Annotated in this window: 19 protein-coding genes and 1 pseudogene; 6 read left to right on the top strand and 14 right to left on the bottom strand. The window is 61.5% G+C overall.

Annotated elements, in window-relative coordinates:
• Positions 1–283 precede the first annotated feature (283 nt).
• The 7 genes and pseudogenes from ACV4UZ_RS10685 to ACV4UZ_RS10655 form a co-directional block, all read right to left on the bottom strand.
• A complete protein-coding gene (locus tag ACV4UZ_RS10685; protein ID WP_491600859.1) occupies positions 284–841 on the bottom strand; it encodes an SUMF1/EgtB/PvdO family nonheme iron enzyme in 558 nt (185 codons plus the stop codon).
• Positions 745–1,362 (bottom strand): annotated as a pseudogene (locus tag ACV4UZ_RS10680) (RNA-directed DNA polymerase); the annotation flags it as partial. The gene ACV4UZ_RS10685 and the pseudogene ACV4UZ_RS10680, both read right to left, overlap by 97 nt.
• Before the next feature lie 230 nt (positions 1,363–1,592).
• Positions 1,593–1,835, bottom strand: a complete 243-nt coding sequence (locus ACV4UZ_RS10675) for a DUF2442 domain-containing protein (RefSeq protein ID WP_491600831.1) — start codon at positions 1,833–1,835, stop codon at positions 1,593–1,595.
• Positions 1,810–2,052, bottom strand: coding sequence for a DUF4160 domain-containing protein (locus ACV4UZ_RS10670; RefSeq protein WP_491600830.1), 243 nt, complete (start codon positions 2,050–2,052; stop codon positions 1,810–1,812). Before ACV4UZ_RS10670 ends, ACV4UZ_RS10675 begins: the two co-directional genes overlap by 26 nt.
• A 52-nt stretch (positions 2,053–2,104) precedes the next feature.
• Complete coding sequence (gene avd, locus ACV4UZ_RS10665) at positions 2,105–2,506, bottom strand: diversity-generating retroelement protein Avd (protein WP_491600829.1); 402 nt, start codon at positions 2,504–2,506, stop codon at positions 2,105–2,107.
• 108 nt (positions 2,507–2,614) lie between these two features.
• On the bottom strand, positions 2,615–4,006 hold the full coding sequence (locus tag ACV4UZ_RS10660; protein WP_491600828.1) for a formylglycine-generating enzyme family protein: 1,392 nt from the start codon (positions 4,004–4,006) through the stop codon (positions 2,615–2,617).
• A gap of 76 nt (positions 4,007–4,082) precedes the next feature.
• A complete protein-coding gene (locus tag ACV4UZ_RS10655) occupies positions 4,083–4,934 on the bottom strand; it encodes a hypothetical protein (protein WP_491600827.1) in 852 nt (283 codons plus the stop codon).
• Positions 4,935–5,014: 80 nt separating this feature from the next.
• On the opposite strand from ACV4UZ_RS10655, the gene ACV4UZ_RS10650 reads away from it, so the two are divergent.
• The 3 genes from ACV4UZ_RS10650 to ACV4UZ_RS10640 are packed head-to-tail and all read left to right on the top strand — an operon-like array spanning position 5,015 to position 7,064.
• Positions 5,015–6,106 (top strand): sigma-70 family RNA polymerase sigma factor, encoded by a 1,092-nt coding sequence (locus ACV4UZ_RS10650; RefSeq protein WP_491600826.1) that lies wholly within the window; start codon positions 5,015–5,017, stop codon positions 6,104–6,106.
• A 25-nt stretch (positions 6,107–6,131) separates the two neighbouring features.
• Positions 6,132–6,803 (top strand): hypothetical protein, encoded by a 672-nt coding sequence (locus ACV4UZ_RS10645; RefSeq protein WP_491600825.1) that lies wholly within the window; start codon positions 6,132–6,134, stop codon positions 6,801–6,803.
• Between the two features lie 36 nt (positions 6,804–6,839).
• Positions 6,840–7,064 carry a hypothetical protein gene (locus tag ACV4UZ_RS10640; RefSeq protein ID WP_491600824.1) on the top strand — a complete coding sequence of 75 codons (225 nt, stop codon included), beginning with the start codon at positions 6,840–6,842 and terminating at the stop codon, positions 7,062–7,064.
• 47 nt (positions 7,065–7,111) lie between these two features.
• Here the strand turns inward: ACV4UZ_RS10640 and ACV4UZ_RS10635 are convergent, their stop codons facing one another.
• From ACV4UZ_RS10635 to ACV4UZ_RS10605, 7 genes are all read right to left on the bottom strand, one after another.
• Entirely contained in the window at positions 7,112–8,665 is a 1,554-nt protein-coding gene (locus ACV4UZ_RS10635) for a trypsin-like peptidase domain-containing protein (protein ID WP_491600823.1), read from the bottom strand.
• A gap of 138 nt (positions 8,666–8,803) precedes the next feature.
• Positions 8,804–9,568 carry a glycerophosphodiester phosphodiesterase family protein gene (locus ACV4UZ_RS10630; protein ID WP_491600822.1) on the bottom strand — a complete coding sequence of 255 codons (765 nt, stop codon included), beginning with the start codon at positions 9,566–9,568 and terminating at the stop codon, positions 8,804–8,806.
• A gap of 77 nt (positions 9,569–9,645) precedes the next feature.
• Complete coding sequence (locus tag ACV4UZ_RS10625; RefSeq protein WP_491600821.1) at positions 9,646–10,035, bottom strand: hypothetical protein; 390 nt, start codon at positions 10,033–10,035, stop codon at positions 9,646–9,648.
• A 30-nt stretch (positions 10,036–10,065) separates the two neighbouring features.
• On the bottom strand, positions 10,066–10,956 hold the full coding sequence (locus tag ACV4UZ_RS10620) for a hypothetical protein (RefSeq protein ID WP_491600820.1): 891 nt from the start codon (positions 10,954–10,956) through the stop codon (positions 10,066–10,068).
• A gap of 50 nt (positions 10,957–11,006) precedes the next feature.
• Complete coding sequence (locus tag ACV4UZ_RS10615) at positions 11,007–11,822, bottom strand: hypothetical protein (protein WP_491600819.1); 816 nt, start codon at positions 11,820–11,822, stop codon at positions 11,007–11,009.
• 89 nt (positions 11,823–11,911) lie between these two features.
• Positions 11,912–12,361, bottom strand: coding sequence for a hypothetical protein (locus ACV4UZ_RS10610; RefSeq protein WP_491600818.1), 450 nt, complete (start codon positions 12,359–12,361; stop codon positions 11,912–11,914).
• Between the two features lie 9 nt (positions 12,362–12,370).
• Positions 12,371–12,817, bottom strand: coding sequence for a hypothetical protein (locus tag ACV4UZ_RS10605; protein WP_491600817.1), 447 nt, complete (start codon positions 12,815–12,817; stop codon positions 12,371–12,373).
• 157 nt (positions 12,818–12,974) lie between these two features.
• Here ACV4UZ_RS10605 and ACV4UZ_RS10600 point away from each other — a divergent pair, with 157 nt between their 5' ends.
• Genes ACV4UZ_RS10600 through ACV4UZ_RS10590 form a run of 3 tightly spaced genes read left to right on the top strand, consistent with a single transcriptional unit; the run spans position 12,975 to position 15,756 of the window.
• The gene (locus ACV4UZ_RS10600) at positions 12,975–14,381 is read left to right on the top strand and encodes a FliG C-terminal domain-containing protein (protein WP_491600816.1); all 1,407 of its coding nucleotides are present in this window, start codon (positions 12,975–12,977) and stop codon (positions 14,379–14,381) included.
• Positions 14,378–15,175 (top strand): MotA/TolQ/ExbB proton channel family protein, encoded by a 798-nt coding sequence (locus ACV4UZ_RS10595; protein WP_491600815.1) that lies wholly within the window; start codon positions 14,378–14,380, stop codon positions 15,173–15,175. Before ACV4UZ_RS10600 ends, ACV4UZ_RS10595 begins: the two co-directional genes overlap by 4 nt.
• Positions 15,172–15,756, top strand: coding sequence for an HD domain-containing protein (locus tag ACV4UZ_RS10590; protein ID WP_491600814.1), 585 nt, complete (start codon positions 15,172–15,174; stop codon positions 15,754–15,756). The genes ACV4UZ_RS10595 and ACV4UZ_RS10590 overlap by 4 nt, the downstream gene beginning before the upstream one ends.
• Positions 15,757–15,790 lie beyond the last annotated feature (34 nt).

The following is a 15,790-nucleotide window of genomic DNA, read 5'->3' as shown; positions in this document are numbered from 1 at the left end:
TCCTCTCCCCATATCCCCTATGACGGGCAGACCCAATTTTTTGCCCCCTGAATTTTTTGGATGATCTCACTATTCGCGTGGGATACCTTTCCCCGCCTACGGCGGCTAAGAGAGGGGAAGCCGGTGGGCCACACCCGCGCCTCCGGCCTCGGTTTGCCGCCGTTGCCGGCTCCGTTCCTTCCGATGGTCCCGGCGCTTGATGGAGCCCGGTCTCCAAGGAACAAGAATGCCGTGGGGAGGGCACCAAAACCAAGACCGGTGGGTGGCCCCCGTCACCTCGCGGTCAAGACGGGGGCCACCCCTTGATCACCATGGCCGACCCTGGACGCTCCGTGACACGCTTGCGCCATCCGTAAATGAGGCAATTCCGGCATCGGGACGTACTGGCGAGACGGAACCCCAAATTGTTGTTCCGGTTGTCTGGGGTGTTGTTGTTGCGGTTGGCGGAGCGGAGGTTACTCGGATTGTTGTTCCAGGAGCCGCCCCGGTTGACGCGGTTGCAGGCGGGGGTCGGACAAGCCCCCTGGCCGGGTCGAATATCCCGCCCAGGAAGATCGCATGGCGCAGGCGCCACGTATGGGCATGGTCGGCGTGGGCGATCCAGGCGCCGATTTTCTGGTTCACCTCCTCCATCCCGACGGTTCCTGCGCGCCAGCGGTCGCGCAAGGACCGCAGCCGTCCCCGGAAGCGGCTCACATTGTCCTCGGGCAGGCGTCGGTGGTCGGGATGCAGGACATAGCCGAGGAACGGTGCTGGTTCTCTTGTCGGCAGGATTTCGGTCTTGTGCGGATGCAGCGACAACCGTCGCCGCGCCAGATAGATTGCCAACCGATCCCGCCATTCCGCCAACACCGCTGGATCATCGTGGAACAGGGCAAAGTCATCGACATATCTCACATAGCCCTTGGCCCGCAGCACCTCCTTGACAAAATGGTCGAGACCGTCGAGATACAGGTTGGCGAAGAACTGGCTGGTGAGGTTGCCGATGGGCAGGCCGCGCTGCCGGGTCAGCGGCGCCAGCAGGTCGTCGCCGGGATAGTAGAGGTTGACCGGCTCTTGTGGATTTGAGCCGTCGATGATGGCGTCCAGCAGCCACAAGGTATCGGCACAGGCGATGCGGCGGCGCAAATCAGCCTTCAGCACCGCGTGGTCGATGGCGGGGAAATAGCGGAAGATGTCGCAACGCAGCACATGGGCATGACGGTCGCGGAAGTGTTCGTAGCGATCCACCGCCCGGTGGGTCCCCTTACCCTCGCGATTGGCGTAGCTGTCTGGAATGAAGCCGGCCTCGAAAATCGGCTGAACCACGGCGCACAGGGCATGATGCACCACCCGGTCGCGGAACGGTGCCGCCGAGACCATGCGCGGTTTGGGGTCCTTGACCATGATGGTGACATAGCCGCCGGGACGCCAGACGCGGGAGGCCAATTCCCGCTCCAGCCGCAGCACTTCGCGTTCCAGATTGGCCATGAAGGCGGCTGGAACCTGCTTGGCTCGCTTGCCCTTGATCGCCTTGCGGGCGGCGGCCAGAAGGGGCTGGAACCCGGCGATGCCACCGAACAGGCTATCGTGCTGCCGGGGCACGCTCCCTCCTACCGGGCACGCATAAGGGTTTCGACGGCGATGTCCTCATCGACCCGTGGCCAATGGACACCGATTCCCTGGCCGATCAGGCGCCAGTCACGCCGTTCCTCGATTGAGGCGTCGCGCAGGCGAGGAAACCAGACCAGCGGAGCGGCGATCTCCCGGCCGTCGGCCAGGACGAAGTGAAGCATGGCATCATCGACGACCACGTCCACCGCACGCGGATCAAGACTCAGGGCCAAAATGCTCATTCCACTTCTCCAGGCAAAGCAGGCGATGCTCGATCACCACCGCCCTCAAACGCAACAACTCATGCCCTCGAAATCCCTCAGACATCGCCAGTTCCACCGGAACCAGCCAGAACTTCGCCAGCTTGTCGCCGTATTCGACATGAACATGCGGCGGTTCGTTGCCTTCACGGCTGAAGAAGAACAGGCGATAGCCCCTGACGGTGACGACGGTCGGCATCGGCCTTGTTCTCACGCCCTGGAAACTGCCGACACCATAGCACGGATGCCCGTCATGGTGGGAGCGTTCCTTCATCGTCCTCGGTCATCTCACGATACCCCTTGTCCACCCTGGCCCAGCCCCCGACCAGTCGCCCCACTTCGTCCAGCGAGCGGGCGGCGTATTCGTAGCGGCGCAGGTCCAGGTAGCGCAGATCCATGGCCAGGCGGACCAGGAAACGCATCTTCTCCAGCCCCAGATTGGCCGCCATCAGGTGGTGCTGTCGTCTGCGGGAATAGGTGGCCTCGATCAGGTGTTCCAGCACATCCAAGGCGGTTGCCTGAATGCGGTCGCCCAGCAGGAACTTCTGGCTTTTGGGGAACTTCTCGACCGTTGGCACCCGCCACAGCAGGAAGCGATAGTGCGCCTCCAGCGCCGGTCCCGTTCGCCGTGCTCCGTCCCGATCCGGTTTCATGGATTTTCCGATTCGATTCACCGCCTGCGGCGGCCAAGGGGAGGGAGACCCTCCCCTTGGATCCCCACCCAAGAGGTAAAGAGGTTAGGATTCAAGAGGAAAACGCTCCTATGGGAGAGTCCTGGAGAGGCGGAAGCCAAGAGCACCGCTGCGGCCACCTGGGGTGTCGGCGTAGCGGCTGGCGGAGCGGAGGTACTTCGGATCGTCGCCCCAGGAACCGCCCCGGAAGACGCGTTCACAGGAATTTGATCCTGTCAATGCGCTGCCGTCACTCGGGGCGCCGCTGTAATTGTCATGCCAGCAATCCTGCACCCATTCATGGACATTGCCATGCATGTCGAAGAGGCCGAAGGTGTTAGCCGACTTACTGGCCACCGGCCTAGGCTCCCCTCCTCCAGAAATGGGTCTATACCCAGAATTACCGCTATAGGTGGCGACTGAGAGTAGGCACCCCTCCGACCCGCCACACGACCACGGCGTTGTCGTTCCTGCCCGCGCCGCGTATTCCCATTCCGCCTCCGACGGCAGGCGATAGTGCTTGCCGGTCTTCTCGTTCAATTTCCGGATGAACACCTGCACATCGTTCCAGCTCACAATTTGCACTGGGCGGTTGGCACCGCGCAAATCGCTGGGGTTGCCGCCCATCACCGCCTCCCACTCTGCCTGCGTCACCTCATTCTTGCCCAGGGCGAACGCCGTCCCGATGGTCACCCGGTGCTGCGGGCCTTCGGAAGTCCGCCGGCCCATTTCGCTCTCCGGACTGCCCATCATGAAGCTGCCCGGCGGGATGATCACCATCTCCGGGCAAGTGGGACAATCCTTGAAGGCTTGGCCGAGCTTGAAGCCGCTCTTGGCGAAGGCCTCCGCCGATTTGGCGACGTCGTAATCACCCGCCGCCTTGTCCAGGGCCTGTTTCATCCGATCAGCAAGGGACTGCTTTTCCTGTCGCGCCGCCTTGGCCTGCTCATAGGCCACCTTGGCTCGCTCCTCCGGTCCCTTGGCGGCCTCCACCTCGGCCAGCGCCCGGTCATGCTCCCCCTTGGCCGAGTCCAGCCGCGCCTTGGCCGTCTGAACCGCTTCCTCCTCCCGCGCCGTCGAAGGGGCGGAACGGGGAGGCGCCACCTTCGCCGGAGGGGCGGGCTCCGGCTGGGGCCGCGCCACGGATGCGGTGGAAGAATCGGCCCAGGCCCAGTTCCTGGCCGCGACGATGCTGCCGTGCCGGGAACTGGCCGCATCCCCGGCCACGCCATAGACGAAGTTGGCGGTTTTGGCCGATGGGCACTCGCCTGCCAGCACGCGCTGTCCCACGGTGGTCATTAACCGGGTGAAATCATCCCCCCGCAACGCGTCCGCTGATTTCGCCACCACCCGCAGATTGACGGTTTCCCCGCACCAGGCGCCGTTAGTCCGGTTGGCATAGACGTCGATCTGCTTCTGGCTGTGATAGGCGATCCTCACCTCGTCCGCCATGGCGGCATGGACCATGGCCAGAATTGCCACCAGGGATATCCCAAGGATTTTCATACAAGTCTTCATGTTCTCCCCCCCGTTTATGGCGGATGCCCCGCCATCCGTCCTATTCCTTCTTGCACGCCGGCGTGCAGGCGAGATCCGACCGCGAATCGCATTCCTCGCCGAAGTCTTTATCGACGATTCCGTCGCCGCAATAGTGGAAGTGGATATTCTGGCAGGCCGACGGGAACATCTTGAGATCGCTCCACCTGCGATAACGCTGATCAGGGATGTTCGTCTTCTCTGCCACTTTTTTCCCTGAATAATTTGTGTCGTATGGCGAAATGGCAGGCCTGACGAAGTAGAAATATTCCGTGTCGGCGGGCGGCGGTTCGTCGTTGTAGCCAAGCTCCGTCTTATAGGCGACGTCATAGCGGATCTGCACATCGGGTAACGACGGATCGCGGCGCTTGACCGCTGTGAAATCGCACCCTTCGGTGCCCATTACCACATAATCGGTGTCGCGGGGTTCCAGCACGCCATCGGATGGAACGACATTGGAACTCCGGAACCAGTTGGCGCAAGATCCGTCGGCGATAGCACCAGGGGAATTTTCCCAAATGGTGACCTTCGACTCGCCAGCCCGTATGAACCACAGGCCCGGATCCTGGTCGCGGCTTCCCCGATGGATGGCATCGAACGGGAAGGCGCGGGTGGGCTTGTCCGGTCGGATATACAGGTCAAGCCGGTGATTGGTCTCGCATTTCGAGAATAGATCCGTACGCTTGACCTCGATAGCCTGGGCAGCCTGACACAGCCCCCCCAGGAACACCCAGGACGCGGTGAAAAGCCGGAGTCTTCCAGATAAGGTCATGACCATTCCTTTCATGTTTCCCGCATGCGCCGATGGCGGACGCCTTTCCCCCATGACGGCCATGGAAGAAAAATTTCTCACACTTTCCATTGAATCGGCCATGCCGTCTATCCCTGGACGAAGCGCTTGGATACAGTAGCCCCCGTGAATGGCGTGACAGGTTTGGGATGTCCGGGTGGACGATGTGGCTTCCGGCTGGTGATGACCGACAGTTGATGCGGGCGGTGGTGGACGGCGAGCCCCAGGCGTGGGACCATCTGGCTGGCCGTGTCGGCGACACCGTGTGGACCGCCTGCCGCCTGCTGATTCCGGCCGAGGCCGAGGCGCGGGAGGCCTTCGCCGAGGTGATCACGGCGCTGCGCGACGACGGCTTCCGCCGCCTGAAGGCCTTCAACGGCGCCAGCCGGGTCGAGACCTTCATCGCCCTGATCGCCCGCGACATCCTGGCCCAGCGATTACTGCGCCTGTTCCAGGCGGGGGACCGCGACCGGGCTTGGATCGCCTTCGAGGCTTTCTTCAAGGCTGATCTTCGCCGCATCATCGCCAACCGCCTGCCGGGGCCGGAGCGCGAGGACATGCGGGCCGACGCCTATCAGGACGTCTGCCTGGCGCTGATCGCCGAGGATTGCCGCCGCCTCAAGGCCTATAGCGGCGCGGGCAGTTTCTCCGGATTCGTCCTGCATGCCGTCGACCGGCTGCTGATCGACTTCATCCGCCGCCACCTCCCCCGCCGCCGCCTGCCCGCCGCCATCACTCGGCTGGGGCCGCTGGATCAGGCGGTGTTCCGTTATGTGCATTGGGAGCGGATCGCCCCGCAGCCCGACGCCCTTCTCTCCATGGCGGCGCAGGAGTTCGATCCGCCCCCGTCACCCGCCGACATCGCCCAGGCGCTGGAGCGGATCGCCAAGGCCCTGCCCGATGGCTATGAGCCGGGTGTGGCGGGATCGGCGCCGATTTCCCTGGGCGATTGGGGCGAGACGCTGCCCGATGACGGCCCGACGCCGGAACAGGCGGTACTGGCGGCGGAGGAGACACGCCTGCTGACCCTGGCCTCCGACGCCTTGCGGGTGGCGAGCGAGGGGTTGAGCGATACCGAACGGCTTTACATCATGGTCGCGCTGGGGCATGGCCAGCCCCTGAGTGCGCGGGAGGTGGCGCACCGGATGCGCCGCCCGGTGGAAGAGGTCTATAAGCTGAAGCAGCGGGTGATGGGACGGCTGCGCAAGGCCATCGAGGACCACCCCGCCGTCAAACAATGGCTGGCGTCCGTCTAATGGGGTGCAAGGAGAGTAAGCGACCGTGACCCGTGAAGACCTGCATGCCCTGATCGACAGACTGCTTGGCGCCACCGACGCTTCCGCCGCCGGTGATGCGGAGCATGCGCGTCGGGCAGCCCATCTGGCCGCCCTGCTCGACCGGGCGGGAGAGATGGACTTCGCCGGTGATGCCGATACCGCCACCGCCCTGCTGGCCGCCTATCTCGACGGCGGCCTGACGCCGGACGAGGCCGCAGGGCTGGAAGCTCGCCTTGCCGGGTCGCGGACGCTGATCCTGGAGGCCGATGCCGCCCTCTCCTTCGTTGAAACCGTTAAAGGGCAACCCCAGCCGGTTCCGCTGGACCTGCTGGCCGCCGCGACCGCCCCGGTGCCGGTGCCCAAGCCCGAAAGGCGCGGTCGCCGCTCGTGGTGGCTGCCCGGCCTCGCCCTGGCCGCCGCCGCTGCCGTTGTGGCCGGTCTGCTGCTCACCCGCTCACCCCCAATCCCCACCGATGCCAAGGCCCCGATGATGGCGGCGCCGCAGCCCGCGCAGGAGGAGCGGCCCGCACAGGTCGCAGTTCCGCAATCCACGACGGAAGCGCCAAAGACCGTCCCCGTGGGAAACGATACCGTCATTCCGGAGGCCAAATCGCCGCCTCCTCGCGTGGTTCCAATGGATTCGGTGGAAACCATGCAGCCTCCCCGGAGGCATTGACCAAGAGCGATTATTGTTCAACCAGGAGGAAACAGCATGAAGACCCTGATGATCGCCGGACTGGCCGTTGCCGCCGTTTTCCTGTCCACCGAAGCCCGGGCGGATTCGTGGACCTGCTACCGCATGGTGGACGGCAAGGGCGACGGCGGATTTGTGAATGTGAATGCCGGATCACAGGCCGAGGCCGTCGCCAAGGCCGTCGCCATGTACAAGGACATGGGCAAGCGGGTCGATACCGCCGATTGCCGCCGGAAAATATAAAGGCTGACCTCCCCATGGTCCTTACATCGGGGCCATGGGGAGGCGTCCTACTTCTGCCCCGCCACCAGCACCGCGCGGGGCAGCATGACCTGATAGAGGTCTTCCAGGTTCATCTCCGCCGCGCCATCCCCGCCGGTTCCGGCATTGGCCTTGCCAAGGAACCGGGTCAGGCGGCTGGCCTTGATGGCGATGTTCATGTCCTCCACCGGGGTGGCGCTGGCGCGTGACGCCTGGGCCGAGTCCATCTTGCCGACGGTGATGCCGATCAGGCGGCCGCGCTTGTCGAAGACCGGCCCGCCGGAATTGCCCTTGTTGATCTTGGTGGTCATCTGGAAGGTGTTGGGATCGTTGCCGAGGCCGATGGTCTTGGCGACGATGCCCTCGGTCAGCGCCGGCTGCTCGTCACCCAACAAGCCGATCAGGGGAAAGCCCATGACGATGGCGGCGCGGCCCGGCGCCGGATCGACGATATCGCCGAAGGACACCACCGCGCCCTCGGGGAACGGCCGCTCGATCTCCAGCAGGGCAAGGTCGTCGTCGGAGGACATCAGCACCACCCGGGCGGCACGCACATGGCCGGTGCCGTTGCGCACGGCGATGGTCGTCATGCCGTCCACCACATGGCGGTTGGTGACGATCTGCCGCCCGCCCTCCAGAACGATGCCGCTGCCGGTATTGATGGGCGAGCCGGGAGCGAAGGGCAGCGGCTCCGGCGAGGGCAGCACCGAGGCTGGGACGGCCTTGCGGATCGGCACGACCTGGACGGGCCTGGGCTCGGGCGGCGGCAGTGGCGCGGCCTCTACAGGCTTAGGGGGAGCCGGTTCCGGCCTGGGCGGTTCAACAATGGCGGGGGCGGATGGACGGGGTGGCTCCACCGCCTTCAGCCAAGCTGTCATGGCGTCGGCGCGGCCGGTCTGCCCGCGCTGACGATAGGTTTCGGCGGCGGCCTTTCGGGCCTGGATGGCTTCGGCCTTGCGCCCCAGGCCCCACAGCATTTGTCCCTGAAGGTCCAGCACCCCGGCGGCGGTGGGATGGGCGGCGATAAAGGCGCGCAGCTCGGCCAGGGCGGCGTTCGGTCCCTCGCTCTGGGCGAGATAGCGGGCCAGCACCAGGGCCACGTCCTCGGACTCGGGCCGGTCGGCGCGCAGACGGCGCAGCCGCGCCATAGCCTCGGCCCCGTTGCCGACCCGCAGATCGGCCCGCGCCAGCACCAGATGGGCGGCGACCTGATCGGCATCCACCTTCAGCGCCATCTGGGCATTGCGCCGGGCATGGGCGAGATCGCCCAGGGCCAACCGCGCTTCGGCCAGGCCGAGATAGGACTCCGCCTCGGTCTCCATGGCGGCGAAGGAGGCATGCTCGAAATGGTCCAGCGCTTTCCCCGGCTTGCCCAGCGAGAGATAGATGCGGCCCAGCAGAAGATCGACCCGCGCCGCCGTGGGACCGTCGGTAATCTCCACGCTTTTCAGGACCTCGACCGCCTGATCGAACTGCTCCGCCTCGACCAGCCCCCGCGCCAGATCGATGGAGGGCGCCGCCAGGGCCGAAGCCGGAAGCCATAGGGACAGGAGCAGAACCGCCGCCCGACCACGCCGCATCATGGTGTCTCTCTCCCCCCCCTATCACCGGCCGTCAACCGGCATCCCCAGCATAGACAGATATGAAGGCAGGCCCCATGCACTCCACTTACGACATAACAAATGTGTGTAGAATGCAGTTTAAAAATCTCAAAGAACCTACTAACAAGCAGAAGAGTTAGTCGCCGGAAAGTCACAGAATACTGCTGAACAGTATTGAAACTTATTCTGAATATATTTATACTCACTGTTTGTTTTTGCGGAAAATATCCAAAGTTTTAATTTTTTAATTGAACAATAATCCTCTATAGTTTTTCCAGATGATAACTTTCCAACACAAAATCCGCCACCAGAACCTGATATTACCCTCACCATTTCATCTGGGTACTGCCCACAGACTGAAAATACATTTAATCCGACAAGGGGGCGCCCGGCTCCATCATAGCTACTCGCCCCGCACAATAATTTGAATCCAAGAAAACGCTTCTCATTTAGAAAATTAAATTTTCTTTCTGAAAACGGGATGTGAACATGTGAGAAAAAGGAGGTATACCCAATTTTTGCCATATTAAATGCAACAGAAGGAACCCATGAAATAAATATAACCCGACCACAGAGGCCAAATCTTACAACCTCAAGCTCGTGACGGCGCTCACTCCCGCCATCTTTTATATCTATACATAAAATTTGCGTACTGTCAGAGTTTAATGAAAATGCCATAAGCACAGATGAGAGTGTCGAAATATTATTCAAGAAACGAGATTTAATATAATTGATTGGGTTATGGCAACAATAAATCACACCATCACTACCAATCCTTGTATCAACTTCAATATATTTCACCCCTGCATGACACGCTGACGCAACAGCATCAGCTGTATTTTCTTTGTGACCATACCCTCTGGCCCTATGAGAAATACACTCCATGCAAAACATCCATAAATAGGAGTGCTTACCCCCCCCCTCATTACCAAGGCGAGAGGGGGGGGCGACTGATGGAAATCCTACTTGCAATAAGCTATCGCGTGGACGGTTCTGGAAAAAATTGGCATGGCTGCCATGTCAATATTCATTGACTCCTGCTCTTTTGATCCAAGGGAAAATCCCTGCGTCCCGCAGGCCCAGCCAATTTTTTGAGAAGATGTGTCAACAAATCCAGCAAGAACCACGCCATCAATATCCCTCTGCGTTTTATTCTTAATTTTCACAGACATTCTTGATCCAGATATACTGTAATCTATAACCTGAATGGCATCACACCGCTTTAGCCCTTTCCCTTCTAACTCAGCCTCGACATTTCCAGATCCAAACCCTTGCCCACACCCTGCAAAAGCGTGAGAAGTAAGCGCGATGACCAACGTAACGGCAGTGCAGATTGTGCGAGATACAGACATGGTTAAGCTCCCCTTCATTTTGCTAAAGGCCTAAAGGTTGCAGTTGCTATTTAAGTGCTCAGTCACCCCTTGAATTGCATCTCCATATGAACTGTACTCTTTTGAAAAAAGCAAACCCTCCGACGTTGACCAGCTTTTGTGTTTTGAATGCTTTGTTAATCGTATTGTGTACGGTTTATTTGGGCACGACATCTCACAGATCTGTTCTACGCCAATATCAGTTAGGCCCGGCCCTCGACATTTCACCTCATACCTTGCAGGCTTCGAGGATACGTCCCCTCCAGGCGGGGGAGGAGAGCAATCTGTTTTTGAGCAAACGTAGCTCATATAGCCTTCAAATGCCTTTGCCAGTCCACGTGCCCCGATATAGGCGGCTCCGAGGAATGCTATAAACTCCTCTTCTTTATCTGTTAGTACGTGTTTATTTTCACAACCGTCAAAGTCAAAATCCTTGTCAGCACTAAAACACTCTATGAGCATTTTATTGCTTCCTTTTGATAAATGTATCTGGACTGGACCAATTGTTACACCGTTTTTCCACTTTCCCTTAAATGAAATCGTTCTTTTCTCTCCATCAGGAAAGTCAACCATCTGAAGCGCAGCAACGCCATCTGGCCTTCCTGCATTCATTTTTCCAATATACTGAAGTGTTTTTTCATCATTTGTTAGGGAGCCAAATCCGGTTGCCATGCCGTCTTTACAATCACCATTCCATTTTAGTGGCCCAGCCTTATATCTCCCGAGAAAATTCTTCATTACAACGGAGCAGCTAGTTGAATTTGCTTCAGGTGCTGCAGATAATTCCGAGGAAAGTCCTGCGCAAGCACATAAAACAATGGCTGCACTTATTGACCTTATATGCATCCCCCTCCCTCCCATTATTACGATAAAAATGTTACCGCGTGCATTAGCAAAGTTCAACACACTTTGGCAATCTACATAACGGACGCGGATGGAGCTTTTCATGAACATCATTGGCGTGACAGACCCAATGCCTTGATCCGCCCGCCATTCAGGGCGATGAAGTCCCTGGCATACAGATTCTCCGCCGCGAACAACCGCCCCGCCTGCCGAAGGAAGGTATCCAGCCCGGCGGCGTCCCCCCGCCAGCCATCGGCGACGGTCTTGCGCAAATCGGCGCCGTTGCCGCTTTCCACCAGGGCGAAGACCAGCCCCCACAGGGCCAGGGGCACGCCATCCCGTATCGGGGCGGCCTCCTCCCAGATTGCCGCCAGCCCCTTGGCATCGGTGCAGGCTAGGCCGTGGGACCGGCAGATATCCGCAACCACCCGGCCGACCGGACGGCGCAGGCCGCCCAGCTTCGGCCGCAGCCCGGTGGCCGGCACATAGCCCAGCGGCACCAGGGAGACGAAGGCGGCATAGGGGTAATCATCCTCGGCCCCCAGGGAGCGCGGCAAGAAAGTCGATGGCGTCAGGAATTCCGGTCCGTCATCGCCGTCCACATCCTTGACCGTGTCGGCACAGGGCTGCCAGGACGGATAGGCCTGGGTCTCCAGCCGCTTGCCCGGAATTACCAGGGTGCAGGTATTCGGCACCCGCCCCCGGATGTCGGCGGACTGAATCAGCACGGCGCCGGGGGCGATGCGGGGCAGCGTCTTGGCGACCTTGCACTCGGTTTCCTCGCGGTCGCCCTCGCTGGGGACGCAGGACCACAGGCGCGTGCCATCCTTCCTGATTTCCAGCAGACCGCCGGAGACCGGACGCAAGCTATAGCTGCCCCCCAGCTGGGGCGTCTCGGCCGCCAGGGCCGAAGCGCCCCAAAGCATGCCGATCACTCCGACGACGACGAAGCCATGGCGCATAATGACGGTGGCTCTCCCCTGCCTCTTGGGAATGGTAGGCGGACGGTCGTCGATTATTGCCCCGTTGGCGCGGAAATTTCATTTGGAGCTGCTGCGTTGCGCCGCTCCAATGATTTCCGCCAGGCAAGCCAGGCCAAACCACCGCCGATCAGGAACCCCACCATATGGCCGGGCGTCGGAATGATCCCGAGAACGACCATGCCCAAGGCCGCCGAGATCAGATTGCCGATCATCAGGGACAAGGCGGCGATCACCCACCAAGACCGAGGTTGAAGAAAGGCCATGACGTGGACCGAGGCCAGGGCCAGCGGCGTGACCAGCGCGAGAACGGGCAGGGAATTGGCGATGCCGGCAACGGCCCAGCCCATGGCCCCCAGAACCGTGATACCGCAATAGAGGCGGGCGGCGATGCCGCCGCGCGCCCGCCACCTCGACAGGGCGCGGCCAAATATCATGCCGGAAATCACCAGCCACGCCAGGATGGAAAGCAGGGGCAGCAGCATTATTCATCCTCATTGTTGGGCGAATTGACCCGCGAAGAGAGCCAGAACGACAACCAGAAGCGGGACGAAAATCACTACGGCAAGGGCTATTCCCAACCCGATCGGCAGCCTCTGCGGAGGCTTTGGTCTGGTTGGGGTCAGGGCGGCGATGAATTCAGCCAAGGTTGCGCAGACATAGCCGTCGGGGTCGGCAAGGTCGTCGGCGGAAAAGCCCTGCCGCTCAGCCTGAAGAGCATCGCACACGGCCCGGCGAAATTCATCCCAGGTCTCGCCCTGGCTGGTTGAGATGACTCTGTCTGCGACCTCGTGGGCCAGCTTCACCGACTGCCATGGACTGCCGTGGCGTTCCGGCACGTAATAGGCTGAGCCATAGGCCTCCTTTAGCCGATGGGCAACGGCGGCGATGGTGTCCGAAATCCGCCCTCGCCATCTCCAGACCTCGCCCTGGCTTGCCATCGCGGAGGGCCTCCCTTGCCGTACATGGATCGCTGCCAGGGTAGACGGACGGTCGCCGATTATTGCCCGGATTTTTCTCAAGGATAAAGTCCAGAGCCTGTCCGTCAATTCCTGAAATTCGGATATCATCTCCGGCACCAAAGAGGGGAGAATTGGAATGGCATCGTCACCGGAGGACTTCCTCGCCCAGGCTCCGACCAGGGAAACAGCGCGCGACCTCTGCCTGCTGATCAACGATTTGTGCGCTCTGGACAAGATCCGGCAGGTCGTCGTCCTGGAGGATACGGTGGATCACCCCGAGCGCAGCCTGCTGTTCTACGCCTATCGCCAGGTGCGGGACCGCCCCTGGCTGGCGGAGCCAGTGCGCGACATGTTCCGCTATGTCACCTACGGCTACGGCCTGAGCGAAATGGCCCAGGTCGATCGGTTGATCGAGTCCCGCATCGCGACCATGGCCGAGGAAGACCGCCGCGAAATCCGCGACATTCTTACCCAATGGGCCGATGAGAAGACGCGGGAAGACCTGCGTGAGCGGCTGAATGACGTCGCAGCCGACAAGATTCTGATGCTGCGCGCCTTGCGCAACGGCTTGACGGGCCATATCGGAGGCGCGGCCCCGCAGGTTTCGGCCGATAATGCCCGTTTCTCCCAGCCGCAGCACCTGCGGCTGGACTATCTTGAGCTTCTCGCCGACATCATCAACTCGGTGGGCAAGCGTGTTCAAAGCCCCAATGAACTGCTGCTTCCCGTCGATCCCATCGATCCCGCCACCACCGATTACGACGACCGGATGGCCCGTCGGCTCGGGGAGAATTTCGAGGACGACGAGGAGGAGGACGAACCGGCCGAGGCCCCGCCTGATCTGGAGACCAGACTGGACACCATCGCCCAGGGCTGGGCCAGTGACGATCCCGACTGGCGGCAGTCTGTCGAGCGATTGGCCGAATCCCTCCGGATGATCAACAAACCCGCGCTGATGGAGCTGCTGCGGCTGGTTGACAAGAATGATTGGGCCATCGGCCTCCTGGGGCTGCCCACCCCGGTGGTCGCCCGGGTCTTCGGACTGATGAGCAATCGCGCCCAGGCGCTGCTGCTGCGGGACATGGAAGAGCAAAGCGATTTCGACGGCCTTTGCCTGACCCATGGCGCCGTGTCCAAGGTGCGCGAAAGCATCCTTGATGTCATCGAGCAACGGGGCCTGGCCGATGGCGGCGCCACGCTGCTGAAGACATTCATGCACCCCCATGTGGGCTGCCAGGCCTTCGACGCACTGGCCCAGAAGGATGATGACGAATTGAACGCGTTGTGGCGCAATATTGAGAGGGATCGGATGGGAATTGCGCTGCTGGGCACCACCCCCGAGGTGGCGGTGCGGTTCCTCGGCCGTCTGAGCGAGAATGCCCGCCAGATGATGCTGGATGACATGAAAGCCCTGTCCGGTTCGGTCACGGCCGCCGATATCGAAAAAGCTCAAAATGAGATCGCAGGATTCAAGGGCAACAATCAGACAATGGATGACGTCTTGGCCGAAATAAAGGCCATGCTCGCCGGACCGAAAGCATGAGCGGGATTGCTTCGATCCGCGCCTTGATCCGCGAGGCCCCGACACGGCAAACCGCCCAGGCATTGCTGCTGTGCCTGCACGACCTGTGGGCGTTTGCCAGGGACAAGGGCGATCTTGCGTTGGAGGCCCATGTGGAGGCGCCTCTCTCCCGTTCCCTATTCCTCAGTCACAAGGCCGTGTGCGATCTGCCCTGGCTGCTGACGCCGTTGGTGGATTTCGCTCGGCGGCTGACCCTGGGCTCCAACAATGCCAAACAGGCCCGGCGCCTGTTGCTGGCCTATCGGGAGACTGAGCGGCGTGCCCAGGAGCAGGTTCTGCGGCAGGCGTCGCTGGTCTGGCCGCTGGGACTTTATCTGTGGCTCGCCGGTCTGGCGGTGCTGGGTGAGACGGGCATCACGGCGCTGGCTTGGTGGGGGGCGTCGCTGTCTGCTGCTGGCGTGGTCACGGGAGTCTGGCTGGTCCGCCTTCGCGCAATCGTTGATCAACGCCTCGGCGTTCTCGACGCCATGATCGAGGGATGCCTGTCCTATCTGAACGGCTACGTGCCTCGGGTCTGCGCCGAGAATGCCCGGTCCGTCCTGCCGCCGGCCCTGAGGCCGAGCTTCTTCGACCTGGACGAGGCCCTTGGCGTGAACAGCACGTCCATCCCCGCCGTTGGCACGGTCGCCGCCCGGAGTAAGGTGCTTGATCTGCTTGGGGCCAAGGCCGATTCCGGGGAACCTGCCGTCGGAACCAAGGAAGAAGAAGACCTGCTGGCCCTGTGGAAGCGGATGAGTGGAGAAGAAAAGACATGATGGCGGACAGCCCCTGGTCCCAGGACGCCTTCCTGACCACCCTGGCCTTTGCCGCCGAACGGCACGGCGACCAGAAGACGCCAGCCGGATTTCCCTACGTCACCCACCTGACGTCGGTGGCCCAGGAGGTGATGGCCGCCCTGGCCGCGGAGCCCGGACGCAATGGCACACTGGCGGTGACGGCGGCCCTGCTCCATGACGTGATCGAGGATACCGCCACCAACCCCGAGATGGTGGCGGAGCGGTTCGGACCCGATGTTCTGGCTGCGGTCATGGCCTTGACCAAGAATGCCGATCTTCCCAAGGAACGTCGGATGCCCGACAGTTTGGAGCGCATCCGGGCTCAGCCGCCGGAAGTCTGGATGGTCAAGCTGGCCGATCGCATCGTCAATCTCGGCCCGCCGCCCGCCCACTGGACACGGGACAAGATGGCCGCCTACCGGGCCGAGGCGGAGACCATCCTGACCGCCCTCGGCGACGCCAGCCCGTTCCTTGCCCGCCGGTTGGCTCGGCGCATTGCCGAATACGGGCTCCATTTGGATGGCACCGGATTGGCCGATCTACCGCCCACGGCTAGGTGACACAATGAAACCTGGGTGACCTCGGTGGGCATGT

Source organism: Paramagnetospirillum sp., assembly GCF_058402745.1.
The sequence above is the reverse complement of the archived record's forward strand: the minus strand, read 5'-3'. Positions and strand labels throughout refer to the sequence as shown.